This window comes from Acinetobacter sp. B-6 (assembly GCF_056930735.1).
Genome location: NZ_JBXPBY010000025.1, coordinates 1 through 18,870, shown reverse-complemented (window position 1 = coordinate 18,870; position 18,870 = coordinate 1). Strand labels below are relative to the sequence as shown.

Below are 18,870 nucleotides of genomic sequence, written 5' to 3'. Positions count from 1 at the left end.
GATTGTGTATAAAAAAGCGCTCCTATGGGGCGCTTTTTTTATGGCTAAAACAAAACCTATAAATTGTCAGACAATTACAGTCTAAAGCTGTCCTTAACTGATATTTGTGTGACCTAATCTGCAATTATCCAAAAATTATAAAAAAGTAAGATAAAGAAAGAGAAAAACAAACATAAAGAATTTAAGTGATATCTCGCTTAATAGGAGTAACTGCAATGAATGCAAAAGTGAATATTTCAAACCGTGCTGGTGCAACCTTCCCTGTACGTCGTATGGATTTTAATTTTGACGATGTACCTGAATACTGGGCAAATGACTCTGCAGGTATTACACATTTCATGACGGCATTATCTGCTTTGTTCCCAGATGGTGAAAAGTTATTTATTGATTCTGTACGCGCAGTGCGTTATCACCCAGCAATTAAAGACAATCAAGCATTGCAAAAAGAAATCAGTGCTTTTATTGGTCAAGAAGCCATGCACACCAAAGAGCATGAAAACTTTAATGCATCCGCAAAACGATTTGGACACGATGTTGAGAAGTATGAACGTGAAACAGGTGCGCTTATTCAAGGTGCACGAAAATGGTTTGCAAGAGTTGTTAAACCATTTGGCATGACTCAAGAAATGGTTGATTTGACTGCGACAACAGCATTAGAACACTTTACTGCCACGATAGCCTCTCAACTATTGATAAATGAACATATTCAAAAGCTCATGACCGATCCAACCATGTCATATATGTGGTATTGGCATGCGGTAGAGGAAAATGAGCATAAAGCGGTGGCTTTTGATGTGTATGAAGCGGTCTTTGGTAAAGGCATTAAAGCTTATGGATTACGTACAACAGCCTTGGTGGTTTCAATGGTACTGATCTTTATGGCGCAATCCTCATTTGTTGTACGTCTATTAAAAGAGGATGGAAAGCTTAATCTAAAAGAGCTCGGCATCATTTATAAATATGCTTATAGCCCCTCAAAAGGCATTATTACAGGCATGACCAAAGAGATGTTGGCTTACTTTAAACCTGGATTTCATCCAAATGATTTAGATACAGTTAGTTTGCTTGAAACATGGAAAGCAAAATTAGGGCTTTAATGTTTCATTGAGAGCATTATCTAAGAGCAACATTTGTTGCTCTTTTTTATTCGACTAATTGTATAAATTACATATAATTCATTTTTTATATTGAGTTAATGAACGAAGATGATTCGTTTAATGCAAGCTTCAGATTTACATGTTGTGGCTGAAATTGAAAATCAAGTACAAAGCCATCCTTGGAAAATAAGTCAATTCGAGGAGTCCATCACAAGCTATGTGAGCACGGTAATTGAACAGAACCATCAAGTTGTTGGTTTTTGTATTTTGCAACCTGTGCTAGATGAGGCAAATCTATTACTCATGGCTATTCATCCAAGTCAGCAGGGGAGAGGGTTAGGTTATCAACTGTTAGAGGAATCGATAACCTTGTTAAAAAATAATCCTGTACAAATCTTTCTTGAAGTTCGTGAGTCAAATCAAGCAGCAATCGCATTGTACGAAAAATCTGGCTTTCATCAGATTGATTTGCGCAAAAACTACTATCCCAATAAAGATGGTAGCCGTGAGCATGCCATCATTATGGTCAAAACATGTAGTGATGATTTTTCGAAGTTATTTAAATAAAATGATTTAACAAAAATAGTTTAAATAACAGCTCAAGCCGATTATTTAATAATTGGCTCGTTCCACTCAGAAGGGAGTGTGGTCATTAACATATCGCCTAACTCTTGAATTTCTTTGGCGTCCAAATGTCGATTGATACGACGCCATTGTCCGTCTAGTAACAATTCAAATGGGGCATATTGGGATTTGTAATTCATTTTGTTGGCATGTGGAACCCAATAGCCTAAATAGACATAATCCAAGCTCAACGATTTAACATATTCGATTTGCTTTAGTATCGCAAAAACGCCAAGTGAGCGTTTGCTTTCACTTGGATCAAAGAAGGTATAGACCGCAGAGACACCATCATCCAATTGATCACAGGTAGACACACTGATTAAACGATCATCTTTCCACAGTTCAAGAAAGAAACTATTGGTACAGCTGTGGATCAAGAATTTTTCAAATTGATCATAGCTCGGAGGGAACATATCACCATCAGCATGACGTTCAATAATATAACGTTCATAAAGCTGATAATGTATTTGGCTCGCCTCTTGAGTGGAAATAATTTTTACTGTGAGATCTTGATTGCGTTTCCATGCTTTTTTTTGCGCACTGTTCATTTGAAATTCAGCAACGGGGACGCGGCAAGATAAACATTGACGACACAGATGGCATTCAGGGCGATAAACAAAGTCACCACTGCGTCTAAAACCCACGCGTGATAATTCAGAAAGCGTGACCACATCAATGCGATGTACAGGATCGAGAAAAACCATACGTGCAGATTTATTTTCTAGATAGCTGCAATCATGGGGTGGAGTAATATAGTACTGTAAGTCGTTCAATAGGGACTTAGGATGATAAGAATTCATAAATCAGCCCCTCCTTTTATTGTCATTCCATTAAGCGCGAAAAATTCGCTATTGTTTTACTTGAAAATACACGCTCTTGATAACTTTTCCAATCTATAGGGGGCTGTTTTATTACATCTTGTAACGATTTAAGATATTCATGGCGAGAAAGTGTGCAAGCACCTAAGCTGATTAAGTGATCATTGACTAGCTGACAGTCAATCCATGGCAAATCATTTTCGCGACCTAAGAGCATCAGTGTATAAAACGCCATTTTAGAGACATCCGTTTGTGTGCTGAACATGGACTCACCAAAACAACCGTGCCCAATACTGACCCCATAAAGCCCACCAACAATTTTGTCTTGGTCCCAAACTTCAACACTATACGCATAACCCGCCTGAAAAAGCTGACAGTAACCTTGAATAATTTCTTCAGAAATCCAGGTTTCATCGGCATATTGACGGGGCAGTGAACACGAACGAATGACCTGTTCAAAAGCATGATTAATGGTGATTTGATAATCAAACTTTTTCATGTTGCGCAGCAGTGATTTGCTGGGCTTATAGTCTTGAGGACGAATAATACATCTTGGTTCAGGGCTCCACCAGCAAATCGGCTCACCTTCAGAAAACCACGGAAACAAACCATGGGTATAGGCTTCGTAGAGTGTTGATGGATCTAAATCTGCGCCAATACAAATTAAACCTTGTTCGTCTGGATCAGCTTCTATTGGATCGGGGAAAATAAATTGTGAAGGTGCTAATGAGTTCACGGAATATCATCAATAAAAAAAGATCAGCTTTATCTTAGCTGATCTTGAATAGAGATGTCTAAATAGAAGCTATGCAAAAAGTTTCAATTGTTGAGCAATTTTGAGTTTATCGCTGTCTAAAAAGAACTGTGCTTTTTCTTCAATAATTTTCAGGCTGGTTTCAGTGTCAGAAACAGGCTGCCCTTGTTTATCCAAGACCAACCATCTTAATTGTGTGAGGACATCCCAAACATATTGAGCAAACTCTGATGCAGAATTTAAACCATCAACAAAATGGGCACGATAGAAAAGTTGAGTAAACTGATCACTTGGGATACCAATTCCAGTTAGTGGGCATGCCAAAACCTGATAATTGGTATGATAACTGGCTTGTTCGAGGAAGTAGTGATTTAACTTTTGTGCTTGTTGTATTGTTTCGTCAGATAATTGGTGCTGACATGGCTGAGCTAAACCTAAGTGACACAAGATCACCAGCGCATTTAACAGTTTGGCATAGGTAATATCAGGCATGACTTGTTCGAGTTGAGCAAGGGTTTGTGGCTGATAGTCAGAATTTTTAAAGTGTGCGCCTAAAGGTTGGTAAACTTCTTGGAGCAAATCAAATTCACCTAAGTAGCCAGCAATAGTGGTAGGTAGCTTTTCAGGTGCAATCAATAGCACAAAAGCTGTATTTCTCAGACGATGTTGAATTTCGAGTGGGGTGAGGGTATTTTTACCACGAATAAAAAGATCTTTTCTAAATTGAGTGTTGGCAAAGTAATCTCTACATTGTTCTTTAAAGATCGGATGCTCAATGGTATTTAAAAACTGCTGGTGTTGATCACTAAAATTAATATTATCTAAATGGGTATTTAAATCAGTTGAACCTGCATAGGTCAGTTTAATTTCTTCTAGGATTCGTACCACTTGTTGAAATGAAAAACATTGCCAATCTTGATTGAGATATTCATGAACCAAATAATTGGGATTTTGTTTTTTGAGGTCTTGAACTTTATTGAGTGCATTGGGATTTCGTTGTGCAAATAACGGATTTTGAGTGAGTAAGGCTTCACTGAACTCAAGTGAGTCATTTACTTTTTGCAGTGGGTTGGTGCTGGTGCTGTTAAATTTAAAATGACTATGAAATAACTCTCGAATCGGCATATTGGCTGCCCAACCCGTTAAGCAATTATAACTGATATAGACAATCCCGTTTGGGCTTAAAAATTTTCGGATGAACTGTAAAATAATATGTTGGTTTTCATGACTGATCCAACTCCAAATACCATGCAGGCTGATGGAGTCAAACATCGGTAGATCTTTATTCAATAATTCTTCAAAACTGGCATCATAAAAATGGTGCGGAACTTGCGTTTGTTCAGCCAAAACATTGGCATGTGCTGCATGTGCAGGGTTGAAGTCAGTACCAAAAAATAAGCCGAAACTAGAAGTGGCATGGATATTCAGACTGACCCCTTGTCCAAAACCGAGTTCACAATGTTTATGATCATCTTTTGCAGGTGGGCAATCTACACCATTGAGTAGTAAACAAAATTTCTGATAATTGGGGCTAAGATCTTTGTAGTAGCCATAGGTGTAATTTACTTCAGTCTGGTAGCCATCGGTCCACGTTGTTGTCATCTTTTTTCCTATAATTGATATTTATTTAAAATCATTGATCTTGTTTATTTATAAATCAAAAATAGACAAACCGCCATGTAGGCGGTTTGTTTTTACAAAAATAATGAAATTATTCTAAGCCATCTAAATAACGGTCTGCGTCAAGTGCAGCCATACAGCCTGAACCTGCCGAAGTAATTGCTTGACGATACACATCATCAGCCACATCACCTGCAGCAAATACACCTGCAACAGATGTTGCTGTTGCATTACCTGCTGTACCACTGCGGACTTGGATATAGCCATTACGCAATTCAAGTTGATCTTCAAACATCGCAGTATTTGGTTTATGACCAATCGCAACAAACAGACCTGAAACATCAACGTCTTGTAATGAGTCATCTTGGGTTGATTTAAGACGTACAGAAGTTACGCCTGAGTTGCTGTCACCGAGAACTTCTTCAACCTGATGGTTCCAGATGATCGAAATTTTTCCTTCTTTAACTTTCTCATTGAGATGATCTTGAAGAATTTTTTCTGAGCGCAATTTGTCACGACGGTGTACAAGCGTTACATGTGATGCGATGTTGGAAAGATATAATGCTTCTTCGACCGCAGTATTACCGCCACCCACAACCATGACTTTTTGGTTTTTGTAAAAGAAACCATCACAAGTTGCACATGCACTGACACCTTGACCCATATAGGCTTGTTCTGACTCTAAACCTAAGTATTGTGCTGTTGCACCAGTCGCAATAATTAAAGCATCACAGGTGTATTCATCCATGTCGCCTTTGAGAACGAATGGACGCACTTTCAAATCAACTTCATTGATGTGATCGTAGAGTATTTCAGTACCAAAACGTTCAGCATGGGCTTGCATACGTTCCATCAATGCAGGACCTGTTAAACCTTCAGCATCGCCCGGCCAGTTTTCAACATCAGTCGTCGTGGTTAATTGACCACCCAACTGCATACCGGCAATCAATGTTGGCTTTAAGTTGGCGCGTGCTGCATATACTGCCGCACTATAACCCGCAGGACCAGAACCGAGAATAATCAACCGAGAGTGACGAGCGCTCATAAGTCATCCTTTTTATAAAAAATATAGCAATTGCTCGAATTATACGTGAAACTTGGTCAAAGTTGTGTGGCTTCAATGTCGATAATATTGATCATCTAAATCGAATTGAGCTATATAGAAAGACGAAATAAGTTTGTTGAGCATTTTCATGCAAATAAAACTTTAAATTTCTAACAATGCTTTACAACACAAGTAAATAATAGTGCATCTTTTTTTTAAGAACAGGTGCATAATATAAAAATTTCTTCTCTCAAGAAAAGCTTAAAAGCTTCAGAAAAGAGTAATTTGAATAATTGGTTACAGGATCGTATATGACTGCGGTGTCAAATGTTTATGCACAGCGCTTTTTAACAACAATATTCTTGATTTCATTTGGGATCTATCTGTTCCTTGCAACAGTGACTTATACCCCATTTGATCCAGGTTGGATGCATATTTCCAGTGATACACAACAGGTTTCAAATGCCAGTGGTGTTGCAGGTGCTTGGATTGCTGATTTATTGTTTGGTTTCTTAGGTTGGGCAAGTCTACTTATCCCTGTATTTATGTTTATTGAAGCCATACAAGTATGGTGGCCACGAAGCTTTGTGAGTCGTCCATTTCGTTATGCTGCTCAATTTTTCATTTTGCTGGCGACATCGAGTTTATTGTATTTGTTATGGAATGTGCCTGCAGATACATTGGCAAATGCCTCGGGTGGGATTATTGGCTATGAATTAGGTGAAAGTCTATCTCAACTGATGACCATCTATGGTGCTGTAATTTTTATCCTGATTTTACTCATTGTGTTATTTACTTTGGCTTTTGGAATCCAATGGAATAAAACATGGGCAATGTTGAAAGCCACACCTGCATATTTACAAGATTTATTTTATAAAAATGTGCCTGAAAGTGAGTCAGCCTATGATTTAACTTCACCACAAAAGAATAAAGTGCATTCGCATAAAGCTGAGCCGATTACAGCACAGGCAGAATTTACTGAAGCTGATCAAGAGCAACAGCCTAAAGAACATTTAATTGTTAAAAATACTAAACATAATCAAACGGCTGAGCGTTTGTTTGATGACATGATTGAACAAGAACATAAAGCTCATCAAGAGACTCACTTTGATCGAGATGATATCGATGATGAAACCTTGGAACGCACTTTAGAAAAGGCGCATCGTTTAGAACAAGACAGTCAACGTACGGTTTCATCTGGTGAAGTATGGAAAGCACTGAATCAAGATCAAGATCACAATCGTGATATAGATGCATTATTAAGAGCTTCAGAAGATCAAACTGAAAATAAATATCCTGATCATTTACCGCATGCACATACATCAGTAAGTCATGTGGAGACAAAACAAAAATCATCACTTGACTGGGATGATGATCAAGTTTTTGATGAATTATTATCTGTTGTTCCGAATGGGCAAACTGCAACAGATATTCATACACCATTCAATGCCAATACAGCACATACGCAAGTTGAATCTACAGATACAATTCAGCCCACCACGAGTTTTGCCAATGTTGCTGGAGCGACTGCACCGACTGTTGTGACAACATCAGGTTTAGCCCATGAACTGGATGAACTTGCTTCACTTGCTGATGATCCATTTGCTGAAGCACATGATATAACGCATTCAGAGCAGTCTTCCATTGAGCCTAGAACAACGGCTGAGGCAAGAACCACCATTAGTTATGCCCAATCTTCGCCGTTTACCCGTGCCAATATTCAAACTCATTTAGCAGCATCAACTTTGGTGAGCGAAGAAGAGAAATCTCTGATTTCTTCCGATAAAGATGCGTTTAGGGAGGCGTGGCAAGAAACAGCAGGTAAACCTCAAGATGAATTGCAGACTGAGTTTGCAGAACTTGAAGATGACTTCGACTTAGATGCACCGCTTACAGACGCTTTTGGTCGACCAATGTCACGAGCAATGCAGGTTGCCCAAAAGCGTCGTGATTTACCTACTTTGCCAGGCTTTGAGTTATTGGATAAAGTTGATCCAAATAAAAAGGTTAACTTTACAGCTGAACAACTTTCACGTTTATCTGAATTGCTAGAAATTAAACTACAAGAATTCAATGTCAAAGCAAAAGTCATTGAAGCACAACCTGGACCTGTAGTAACACGTTTTGAGTTGGATCTTGCACCAGGCGTTAAAGCTTCCAAAGTCACCAATATTTCACGAGATTTAGCACGTTCAATGTCTATGGCTTCGGTGCGTGTTGTTGAAGTTATTCCAGGTAAACCGTATATCGGCATTGAAGTGCCCAATAGCAGCCGTGAAATGGTGCGTTTGATTGAGTTGCTTGAAACTCCTGCTTTTAGAGATCCAAACGGTTTGCTTTCAATGGCAATGGGTAAAGATATTTCAGGTAATCCAGTGATTACTGATTTAGGTAAAGCCCCCCATATGCTGGTTGCAGGGACAACGGGTTCGGGTAAGTCGGTTGCAGTTAACTCGATGATTTTATCGATGTTATTGAAATATACGCCAGACCAATTACGTTTGATTTTAATTGACCCTAAGCAATTAGAATTGGCAAATTATAATGATATTCCTCATTTATTGACCCCTGTTGTTACAGACATGAAAGATGCTGTAAGTGCTTTGAACTGGTGTGTAAATGAGATGGAACGTCGTTATAAACTGATGTCATTCTTGAAGATTCGTAAACTGGCGGACTATAACCGTAAAGTTGAAGAAGCTATTGCCAATGGCGAGGACTTGATTGACCCAACGTGGAAAGCCAGTGATTCTGCTACGCAGGAACGCGCACCACGTTTGCAACCTCTCCCATCTATTGTGATTGTGGCGGATGAATTTGCAGACATGATCATGCAGGTGGGCAAAAAGGCAGAAGAGATGATCACACGTCTGGCGCAAAAGTCACGTGCGGCTGGTATTCATTTACTGCTAGCGACACAACGTCCGTCTGTAGACGTAATTACAGGCTTAATTAAAGCCAACATTCCAACCCGTGTAGCATTACGCGTAAACAGTAAAATTGATTCACGCACAATTCTTGATGGTGGTGGTGCAGAAGATTTGCTCGGTCACGGTGACATGCTCTTCCTCGGGCCGGGTAAAATTGATCCCGAACGTGTGCATGGTGCATTTATTTCCGATGATGAAGTAAACCGCATTTGTGATGCGTGGCGTGAACGTGGTGAGCCAAATTATATCGATGAAATTCTTACCCCATTTGATGAGGAACCGACCTCACGTGGTTTTGAGGACGGGGATGGTGATCCAAACCGTGATGCACTGTATGACCAATGTGTTTCCTTTGTATTGGAAACCCGCAAGGTATCAGTATCATCGTTACAACGTAAGTTTAGCTTAGGTTATAACCGTGCTGCACGTATTGTCGATCAAATGCAAGAGCAGGGCATTGTCAGCGAACAAGGACCTAACGGTAAACGGGATATTCTGGTCTAACTCGATCAAGTTGCAATGGGTTTCGACCGATTGCAACTTCACTATTATATAAAAAATTTCAATTATACTTCGCATAAAAAGCTGAAATACATGTGTGGTAAAACATGAATTTTCACACTAATATAAAACAGCCATCTTTAAATGGAATTTAGCAAATGTTGATTGCATTAAGCACTTTAATCTTTATTCATTTTTGTGCACTCATCACCCCAGGTCCAGATTTTTTCCTCGTTTCTCAAACAGCAATAAGTCGTTCAAGAAAGCAATCTATCTTTGTCGTGCTTGGAATCACCGCAGGCGTGATGTTCTGGGCATTCTTCGCACTGATGGGGTTGAATATTATTTTTGAAAAAATGGCTTGGCTTCGACATGTCATTTTGGTGGTGGGTGGAATTTATTTGTGTTGGCTTGGCTATCAAATGTTGAAATCTGCATTGAGTAAAAAAGTGATGACAACTCAACATCATTTTGAGTTGCCGCAAAGCAACTTCCGCTTTTTTCTCAAAGGTTTTTTAACCAATTTATCTAATCCTAAAGCGGTGATTTATTTTGGTAGTGTTTTTTCTATCTTTTTAGCAAATCCAAATTTAGATGGATTACATTCATTATTATTTGTCATTGTGTCAATTGAGACTTTAATTTGGTTCAGCTTTGTGGCTTTTGTCTTTTCATTGCCAAGCTTTAAAGCAGCTTATCAAAGTGCCGCAAAATGGATTGATGGTGTGTCTGGTGGAATCTTTACATTGTTTGGGATTTATTTGATAGGCAATCATTGATCTTATCGTGCATAGATAAAAAACCTGCTTCAGCAGGTTTTTTTTATCATGTGAACACTGAATACATCTTCAGCGATTGATTGGTTATTCAGCTGTTTTGCTTAACTGATATAGCTCGGCATTTGGACCTTCAATTTTTTCGCCTGTATCAAAACGACGTGCTTCGAGTATATTTTCACCCACGAAGTATTTACGTCCATCGGCGTTTTTATCTAGACCGATAATCGATCCTGACTCATCAAAGCTAAAACTGCCTTGAGTTTTAAATGGTTTGCCTTCACCTTTAACCCCTTCATATTCTTCAATCAATTCGTAAGTATGATCTGATTTGAGAATCAGTTTGGTTTTAATTCCTGAGCAATCAGCACATGGTAGTAAGCCAGTATATTCGCCCGCCCAGTCCAAACTATTTTGTGCATTGTGTTCAGAGTCAATTGTTGGTGTTGCTGCTTCATGAGATGCAGCAGCTTGAGTTTGTGCAGTTGTTTGAATATCTTCAGATGCTTGATGAGTCGGTTTAGAACAAGCACTTAAAGTTAACCCTAATAGTGAAATAACCAAGAGTGTTTTTTCATCGTATCACCTAAATAGATAAGTTTTTATATCATGTTTTGTTTATGTCATTTGAACCAATAACGCAAGGCATGGTTGAAATGTCAACAGATCCTAAGAATATAAGCTATCTCACTGATAAGAAATGTGAATTATGTAAGGAAATGCAGTGCAATGTAGTCTGCTTACTCAAGTTGAGCTACTATGTTGGTTCTATTGTGGTGGTGTTATTTAAAGTTATGACTCATTTGGCTGAATATGTTGCTTGTATTTATGATATGCAAAGTAATCAAGAAACACATCATGACCAACTCAAAATACAACATGTGGTTGAACAGTCTGAACAAAAGCGTTTGAATGATATAACATTTACTCAGACCACTAAAATCTATACCTTTATTGATGGAACTCAACTAAAACACACTATAGAACAGGACAATCAGCTTTTTGAAGTGGAAGCATGTTTGGAAAGTTGGATCGAGTATCAAGTCATTCACCAATCAAATAAAAATATTCATCCGCAAAAAATTCATTTTGATAATCATTGTCGTGAATTACATTGGATTCAGTATTTTAATTCAGTTAAAAATTGATATATGCAAATTTTTTGCAAAATTGATTTAATTTGGATAATTTACTGACAAGTTTAGCTTTTAATTATTTTTATACATTTATATATTAATCGCTTGTTTTATAGGCGATTTGCATTTTTATCTAGGATGATGATTGCTACAATCCTGCGCAAATTTTATCTGTTGGGGCGTAGGGTGTTCGAAAAATTAGCTGAGCGAAGTTTGGGATGGATGGGGTGGCAAATCGATAACCATTGGGATTTAAACATTGATCAATGCGTTATGATCGCTGCTCCACATACCAGCAATTGGGATGCACTCTATGCACGTTTAGCACTCAAAGCATTGGGTGTTCATGTTCGTATTACCATCAAAGATAGCTATATGAAATTGCCTTTTGGACCTTTTGTCCGTGCAATGGGCGGAATTGGTATTGATCGCCGTCCTAAGAAAGACGGTGAAGCTCGTCCAAGCATGGTTCAGTTGATGAGCGATTTATTTAAAAGCCATTCTAAATTGGTGATGCTAGTCACGCCAGAGGGAACGCGTTCTAAACAGGAACACTGGAAAACTGGCTTCTATCATGTGGCGATGAATGCAGGTGTGCCAATTGCATTGGCATATATGGATTATGCAAACAAAAAAACGGGTATTGGTAAAATTGTATATCCGACAGGAGACTATCAGCAGGATATGGCTGAAATTATGGCATTTTATGCGCAGATTAATCCCAAACATCCAGATTTATTTAGTGTGGATACGAGATTTATGCAAAAAGCTGAGTTTTAATCGACAACTTAGCTAAAATAATAAATACAATCTGTTGGACGTGATTTCATGGGAATAAGCGTTTTAATTATTCCCTATTTTTACTTGTCCCAAATAATTAGTGCTTTTCCGTTTGCACACCACCAAGTGATTCACATGCAGTCTTATAAATATCGTATTGCTGTTGAACCACTTCATCTAAAGGAATTTTAAATAATTCCTCTCCTGACTTATAACGTTCAATGTATTCTGTGGCTTTTTCTTTACTCACAGCAAGTGAATGCTCGTGATAAAGATTAATAGCACTATGATTGAGTTCAGCGGTTTCTATATTGTTACATTGAAATTGGTTGAGAATTTTTTCAGCCGTTTTTATTTCACGAGATGTACCCAGTGCACATCCAGCCAAGAGAATAATGACACTGAATAATAAAAAGGCTTTCATTGTAGACATATAACAAAAAGAGATGCGAAATTTTAAGATGAATCCCTAATTAAAAATAGATTGAAATTGAACAATCGTCGGAATTGGATGGGTAATTGGTGAATAAAACGACAGCCAGCTTGGCGCGATAGTTTAAGTAATTATTCAATGCATCATTGTCAACAATACCACTTTGAAATGGATGAAGAGAAACAGGCATCTATCGGTTAATTTTTGCATTTTATCTCACACCCGATTAAGTACAGATTTTGACTCAGTAAAACATGATTGATGAGTTACTTTGAAAATTCAGAACATCTACATCAATTTTTAAGAATTACTTATATGGTTGCCGTGGAGTATAAAAAATAAGCAATACACATAAAAGATTAGCTGTGAAAAACGGAAAAGCTTTTTGATGAATATGTATTTATGACTTTTTCAGAAATTTGAGCTGAATATTCATTGAGCATAAGCAGGGATAAAACAATGAGTAATATTGTTTACTACAATACAAAAATTTATACCGTGAATGAATCACAACCTTGGGCGGAAGCCATGTGGGTCAAGGCGGGTAAAATTTTAGCAATAGGTGATCAAGATGAACTCTTGGCTTTGGCTGAGGGTGCAGAGCACTATGATTTAGCAGGAAAAATGGTTATGCCGGGTATACATGATGCGCATACTCATCTTTTAAAAGCAGCATTGCGTCGCTTGGAATATTCTTGCGAATTAAATGATCCCCAAACATTAGATGAACTGGCACAACAGCTCAAAGCATACTGGGCAAAATATGCTTCAGAAAGGACATGGATTTTTGCAGGTCTTTACAATCCATTAATTTTTACGGCAGAGATATTGACACGTGAGTGGCTAGATCAAGTCATTCCTGATGTACCAATTGTCATACATGATTTCTCATTTCATAACGTTATGGCAAATAGTCTCGCCTTAGAGCTTGCTGGCATTACCCGTGATACACCCAGCACAATACGAGCAAAAATCGAAAAAGATCCTTTAACTGGTGAACCCACAGGAATCTTACGTGAAGGGGCTTGGGTTAAATTATATATGGCTGCGCCTACCGAGAGTGCAGAACAGAATAAGCAAGCGCTTAAGATGGCGGCAAGTATTTGTAACCAATATGGCATAACTTCAGTGCAGGAAGCCTCGGCAACACGTCCGTTCTTGATTGCGGCGCAAACTTTGGATGAAGCACAGGAACTTACACTGGATTTGTTTTGTCATCTGCCTTGGCGAGCGGAAGTGGTGTCCTTAAGTGATCGTGAGGAAGATGAACAGGTCATTGCACAGCGCGAACAATATGCTTCAAAACGTGTCATGGTCAACGGTATTAAAGTCATGTTGGATGGTACGTCTATGGCGCCTACTTTTAGTCATGTACCTTTAGACCCAGTCACAGATCAGCCAATAACCTATAACTTACTTCTTGATTCAAATGAACTTACTGAAAAAATCCGTGAATGGACCAAGGCAGATTTGATTATTAAGGCACATTGTACGGGGTATGGCTCGGTGCGTATTGCGCTGAATAATTATGAAAATGCAAATCATATCGAGCGAAAGGCAGGACATTTTCATGATATTGCACATGCTCATTATGTGTCTTTAAAAGATCGTCCCCGTTTTGGAGAACTCGGCATTATTGCTGAGATGTCTCCAGCAATTTGGCATATCCCTGAATATCAGCAAGCGCTAGGTAAAGCCTACGACTTTCGAAGTTTGTATGAAGCTGGTGCAATCATGACGGTGGGAACGGATTGGCTATTACCCCCAACCCCTAATTTATTCCCAGCTTTAGCTGGCATTTTGCAACACGGTGATGAAAGTGTGCCATTGGAGGTGGCACTACAAATGATGACTTTGAATGGTGCAATTGCCATAGGTCATCGCCATCGCACTGGAAGCTTAGAAATGGGTAAAGATGCAACTTTTATTGTTTTGGATCGCAATATTTTTGAGTCAACAGTGGAAGAAATTGCAGCGACTCAAGTCATCACCACTGTATTGCAAGGTCAGCATGTATTTCAGCGGACCAGCTAATACCGTTTAAAAAATATTGTTTATTTCGGTTAGGGAGAACAGATATGAACGCAGTAAAACGTATCCCTGTGACATTACTGACAGGGTTTCTAGGGAGTGGTAAAACAACTTTACTCCGAAACTTGTTGGCTGATGAACGAATGAAGCGTACCGCTGTCATCATTAACGAAATCGGAGAAATTGGTTTAGATCATCTGCTGGTTGGTCAGATTGATCAAGATATGGTTTTACTCAAAAGTGGTTGCGTGTGCTGTAGTGTTAAAACTGAATTTTCAGAGACGCTCAAATTACTTTATCAACGTGCCCAGGCAGAAATAATACCGATATTTGATCGGGTCATTGTTGAAACAACGGGAATGGCTGATCCTATTCCATTGCTTAAACAGTTGTTGGTTGATGAAAGTATAGCAATGCTATTTAGTGTGCAAACAGTGATTACGACCGTGGATAGCTTATTACCTCTCGACCTCCCCAAGCAACATATAGAACGATTGCGGCAAATTGTGGTTGCGGACAAGATTATTTTGACGAAAACCGATTTATCTCATGCCTTTCATAATTTCGTTGAAGGGATAGCGGCTTTAAATGCTGCTGCTGAAATCATTGATTCTTCAGATGTAGAAGCTGTTGCTTCATTAATTTTTGATCGCGAACAGTATCCAATTGTACGTGATTTACCGCAGGTCCAATGGTTTAAACAAAATAGTCATCTGAGAAACAAGTTGGGTCAATCACTGCACCTAGGTATGAGTAGTTTATGTTTATATGCTGATCAACCATTAGCTTGGTGGAGTATAACCCAGTTTCTTCAGAAACTCGCTCGCCTGTATGGAGAGAATTTACTCCGAATCAAAGGTTTGATTCATATCAGGGAGTCTTTGAGACCTGTTGTAATACATGGTGTACAGCATTATTTATTTCCAGAGTCTTACCTCGATACATGGTCAGATGATGACCCAAAAACAAGAATTGTGATTATTTTTGAAGGTGCAATTCAGCAGAATATACAAGCCTTGTTTGATGACATTGTGCTTGAACTGATGCACTGATAGCACAACTTTTTTCACCCAATCACTTCAATATTTTTCAAATGCGTACTTGAGACGCAGGGGAGTTTACATCTCTAAAAAAAGCAATTTAAACAAGAAATCTAAATTTTAAATCTTCCTTTATATAAGGAGCTATATCATGCAAGAACAACCTGTTCATTCAATTGAACAACATACCATTCAGCAAATTCCACTCAATGAACGGCATGGTCGACCTTTGGACCTCTTTACCTTATGGTTTGGTGGGAATTTGATGTTATTGACCTTTGTGACAGGATCACTTTCTGTCATTATTTTTCAGCAATCTTTTATATCCGCGATTCTAAGTACGATTTTGGGAACGTTGATTGGTGCTATTTTTGCAGCCTTACATGCAGCTCAAGGTCCTCAACTTGGTGTACCGCAAATGATTCAAACCAAGGGACAGTTTGGATCTCTTGGCGCATTGCCGATTTTAGGAATTGTGGTGATCATGTATGTTGGTTTTCTTGCCTCCAATATAACTTTGGCAGGACAGGCGATCAACTTGCTTATTCCCTCATTCAGTCAATCTTTCGGGATTATACTGGCAGGTATTGTCGCTGTGACAGGTGCTATCGTTGGCTATAGGCTGATTCACCTCTTTACCAAAATTATCTTTGTCATTTGTGGGATCGGATTTGTTTTGGCCTACATATGGGTATTCATTATTTATGGATTACCGCTAGACTTTTTTGAAAGAAACTCTTTTTCTGCAACTGGTTTTCTTGCCTCACTTTCGATAGCAGCTTTATGGCAAATAGCCTATGCACCTTATGTCTCTGATGCAAGTCGTTATCTGCCTAAAGAAACAGGAGCTCAGTCCGCATTTTGGGCAACTTATTGGGGATGCTCTTTGGGGACGATTATCCCCATGTCCTTGGGGATCACAATCGGATTGTTGACACCCAATGGTGATGTTATTTCTGGATTGATCAACTATGTACCAGAAATAGGCAGTGGAATTATTTTTATCCTTGTCATCGCAATCGCAGCCATAAATTCAATGAATTTATATTGCGGTGTATTGACCTTAATCTCTTTTATTCAAACCCTTATTCCATCATTTATTCCATCAGCGAAGGGTAGAGTACTGATTTCTTTTGTTTTTATTGGCATCGCATTGTGGATTGGGATTAAGGCATCCAGTAATTTCTTGCCGATGTTTACCAATTTTATTTTCTTACTGATTTACGTCCTTATTCCTTGGACAGCAGTAAATTTGGTGGACTATTACTGGGTTCGGCATGGTGAATATGATGTGAAATCATTTTTTCTACAAGATGGAGGGATGTATGGAAAAGTTAACATTTTGGCTGTCTCGGCATACATCTTTGGGGTTGTTGTTCAAATCCCATTTATTGCCACAGAGTTGTATACAGGTTCTATTGCCCATGTATTGAATGGTGCTGATATTTCATGGGTTGTGGGGTTAATTCTAACTTCTATTTTTTATCTTGTTGCCATCAAACTCTGCGGAGTTCAAGAGTATCCATCCAAAAGCAAAAACTAAAAATAATTTCAAGGAGATATTGATTATGGAAAAATCATCTTATTTTCATTCTATGTTGTGTGTTGTTGTACTTTCCTTTGTGCCTTTAGCAGCTGTTGCTGAGTATGAAATAAAATCAGGAAATCTTACTGGAGAATTGGGATTAACCATAACTGCTGCCAATCTGTATGCAGATCATATTAATTTTGGTAGTGGGCGAATCGATTTACGTGATCAGACAATGACAGGTCAACAAGCAACTTGGCAAGAAGCTTATTTAAAACCCAATTTAAACCTGAACTATAAGCTAGATTCAGATATAAATTTAATACTTGGTACATCAATCGTTGCTTCACAAACTTTTGGAGATGGTGATGCCGGTGGCTACACACGACGTTCAGATGGTCGAACCAGTGTTGAGGAGCTTTATGCGGGTATTGGATATGGTGACTGGAAGTTGACGGCTGGACGGCAAAATTATTCGATTGCGACAGGTTTTATCATCATGGATGGTAATTTGGATCAATATCAAGATGGAACCTATTATATTGCTCCACGTTCTGCATTTCGCAATTCCGCAGTGCTTGCATGGGAACAGCAAAATTTAAAAGCACAGCTGTTTACGTTAGGTACAGATTATGATTTGGGCAGTTTTAAAATGAATGGTGCGAATCTAGATTATGATTGGAACGAAAATCTTACTTTGGGTTTAACTGCATTTAAAGTTAAAGCTCCTTCTTCCGATGCTGCCCCTAAAGATGGAATGCAAGTTTATAATTTAAGGGCATTAAATGCTAAATCAGCACTGATTCCAGCCTTAACTTTGAACGGTGAATATGCAATTCAACGCGGTCGTGGGGATGGTGTGAGTTATCAGGCAAATGCCTGGTATACCCAAGCTGACTATGTTTTTGACGGTTTGCCATTTCAACCTACATTAGGCTATCGATATTCTTTTTTTTCTGGAGATGATAATTTACAAGATAAGCAACGCCGTAGTTGGAATGCGTTAAGTAAAGGTTATATTGGGTGGGGAACTTGGTTATTGGGTGATGTTGCGGGAAATTATGCTTTGTACAATAGCAATGAAAAAGTTCAGCAATTTTCGATTAAATCCCAATTGAATGATCAACTTACATTCGGAACAATTTATTATCAGTTGGCGTTGGATAAAGCCAATTATTTTGGAACACCTGTTCATAATCGTCGTTTTGCGGATGAGTACAGTATTTATTTAGAGTGGGTACCTACAACTAAACTGTACACCTCTTTATCCTATAGTTGGCTTAACCCTAAAAGTGCAGCCAAAGAGGCGTTTGGAGATCATAAAAACTTTTCCGCATTTGGAATTTATTTAAAATATCGTCTCTGACGTTCAAAAAATAAAGCTGTTATGGTGTGACTAAATTGTCGTATTTTTGCTCATGTTGTTTGAGCAAATAAGTCATCTTAATCATCAATGATTCGTTATAAATGTGTCGAATGGTTAGCTCGTTTGTTGCCCCTATTCACAGCGTTAAAATCATATTTATCGTCTATGTTTTCATCAGTAGGATGAGCTTCAAGATAGTATTATTTTAACATTGCAAGACTTATAGATAAGAATAGACCCCAATAAAAAACCAATCCGTAGATTGGTTTTTTATTTCCATTGATGTATTTCAACCCATGCTTGATGATCTAAAAATTAACGCTCTCTTAATGCTTCTTTGGCTTTATTGAATGGTTTCAACAAGTATTCAATAATGGTTTTCTGACCTGTG

Annotated in this window: 16 protein-coding genes and 1 pseudogene; 10 read left to right on the top strand and 7 right to left on the bottom strand. The window is 38.4% G+C overall.

The features are described 5' to 3' along the window. Positions 1–215: 215 nt before the first annotated feature. Positions 216–1,097 carry a metal-dependent hydrolase gene (locus tag AC1Z3T_RS20675; RefSeq protein ID WP_005033594.1) on the top strand — a complete coding sequence of 294 codons (882 nt, stop codon included), beginning with the start codon at positions 216–218 and terminating at the stop codon, positions 1,095–1,097. A gap of 108 nt (positions 1,098–1,205) precedes the next feature. Continuing rightward, entirely contained in the window at positions 1,206–1,664 is a 459-nt protein-coding gene (rimI, locus tag AC1Z3T_RS20670; RefSeq protein ID WP_005033592.1) for a ribosomal protein S18-alanine N-acetyltransferase, read from the top strand. Positions 1,665–1,705: 41 nt separating this feature from the next. Here rimI and AC1Z3T_RS20665 read toward each other — a convergent pair whose 3' ends face one another. From AC1Z3T_RS20665 to trxB, 4 genes are all read right to left on the bottom strand, one after another. Then, positions 1,706–2,521: an arginyltransferase gene (locus AC1Z3T_RS20665; protein WP_004829984.1), complete on the bottom strand. Its 816-nt coding sequence runs from the start codon at positions 2,519–2,521 to the stop codon at positions 1,706–1,708. Between the two features lie 22 nt (positions 2,522–2,543). Beyond that, positions 2,544–3,275, bottom strand: coding sequence for a leucyl/phenylalanyl-tRNA--protein transferase (gene aat / locus AC1Z3T_RS20660; RefSeq protein WP_005033587.1), 732 nt, complete (start codon positions 3,273–3,275; stop codon positions 2,544–2,546). Between the two features lie 69 nt (positions 3,276–3,344). Then, positions 3,345–4,895 carry a class I SAM-dependent methyltransferase gene (locus AC1Z3T_RS20655; protein WP_005033585.1) on the bottom strand — a complete coding sequence of 517 codons (1,551 nt, stop codon included), beginning with the start codon at positions 4,893–4,895 and terminating at the stop codon, positions 3,345–3,347. A 109-nt stretch (positions 4,896–5,004) separates the two neighbouring features. Then, the gene (gene trxB / locus AC1Z3T_RS20650) at positions 5,005–5,958 is read right to left on the bottom strand and encodes a thioredoxin-disulfide reductase (RefSeq protein ID WP_005033583.1); all 954 of its coding nucleotides are present in this window, start codon (positions 5,956–5,958) and stop codon (positions 5,005–5,007) included. A gap of 311 nt (positions 5,959–6,269) precedes the next feature. On the opposite strand from trxB, the gene AC1Z3T_RS20645 reads away from it, so the two are divergent. Both AC1Z3T_RS20645 and rhtC read left to right on the top strand, forming a co-directional pair. After that, on the top strand, positions 6,270–9,392 hold the full coding sequence (locus AC1Z3T_RS20645) for a DNA translocase FtsK (RefSeq protein ID WP_100885872.1): 3,123 nt from the start codon (positions 6,270–6,272) through the stop codon (positions 9,390–9,392). A gap of 155 nt (positions 9,393–9,547) precedes the next feature. Beyond that, on the top strand, positions 9,548–10,168 hold the full coding sequence (gene rhtC / locus AC1Z3T_RS20640) for a threonine export protein RhtC (protein ID WP_005033578.1): 621 nt from the start codon (positions 9,548–9,550) through the stop codon (positions 10,166–10,168). 84 nt (positions 10,169–10,252) lie between these two features. Here the strand turns inward: rhtC and AC1Z3T_RS20635 are convergent, their stop codons facing one another. Beyond that, positions 10,253–10,729: a copper resistance protein NlpE gene (locus AC1Z3T_RS20635; protein WP_483396946.1), complete on the bottom strand. Its 477-nt coding sequence runs from the start codon at positions 10,727–10,729 to the stop codon at positions 10,253–10,255. 56 nt (positions 10,730–10,785) lie between these two features. On the opposite strand from AC1Z3T_RS20635, the gene AC1Z3T_RS20630 reads away from it, so the two are divergent. Then, the gene (locus AC1Z3T_RS20630; protein WP_228153620.1) at positions 10,786–11,313 is read left to right on the top strand and encodes a hypothetical protein; all 528 of its coding nucleotides are present in this window, start codon (positions 10,786–10,788) and stop codon (positions 11,311–11,313) included. Positions 11,314–11,442: 129 nt separating this feature from the next. Next, a complete protein-coding gene (locus AC1Z3T_RS20625) occupies positions 11,443–12,081 on the top strand; it encodes a 1-acyl-sn-glycerol-3-phosphate acyltransferase (protein ID WP_100885871.1) in 639 nt (212 codons plus the stop codon). Positions 12,082–12,178: 97 nt separating this feature from the next. Here the strand turns inward: AC1Z3T_RS20625 and AC1Z3T_RS20620 are convergent, their stop codons facing one another. After that, positions 12,179–12,505 (bottom strand): hypothetical protein, encoded by a 327-nt coding sequence (locus tag AC1Z3T_RS20620; protein WP_009583854.1) that lies wholly within the window; start codon positions 12,503–12,505, stop codon positions 12,179–12,181. Between the two features lie 468 nt (positions 12,506–12,973). Here AC1Z3T_RS20620 and AC1Z3T_RS20615 point away from each other — a divergent pair, with 468 nt between their 5' ends. From AC1Z3T_RS20615 to AC1Z3T_RS20600, 4 genes are all read left to right on the top strand, one after another. Further along, positions 12,974–14,548, top strand: a complete 1,575-nt coding sequence (locus tag AC1Z3T_RS20615; RefSeq protein WP_100885870.1) for an amidohydrolase — start codon at positions 12,974–12,976, stop codon at positions 14,546–14,548. A gap of 44 nt (positions 14,549–14,592) precedes the next feature. Continuing rightward, positions 14,593–15,597, top strand: coding sequence for a CobW family GTP-binding protein (locus AC1Z3T_RS20610; protein WP_483396944.1), 1,005 nt, complete (start codon positions 14,593–14,595; stop codon positions 15,595–15,597). A 139-nt stretch (positions 15,598–15,736) separates the two neighbouring features. Then, positions 15,737–17,128 carry a purine-cytosine permease family protein gene (locus AC1Z3T_RS20605; RefSeq protein WP_100885868.1) on the top strand — a complete coding sequence of 464 codons (1,392 nt, stop codon included), beginning with the start codon at positions 15,737–15,739 and terminating at the stop codon, positions 17,126–17,128. Between the two features lie 25 nt (positions 17,129–17,153). Beyond that, entirely contained in the window at positions 17,154–18,479 is a 1,326-nt protein-coding gene (locus tag AC1Z3T_RS20600; RefSeq protein ID WP_009583852.1) for an alginate export family protein, read from the top strand. 315 nt (positions 18,480–18,794) lie between these two features. Here AC1Z3T_RS20600 and AC1Z3T_RS20595 read toward each other — a convergent pair. Then, positions 18,795–18,870 (bottom strand): annotated as a pseudogene (locus AC1Z3T_RS20595) (hypothetical protein); the annotation flags it as partial.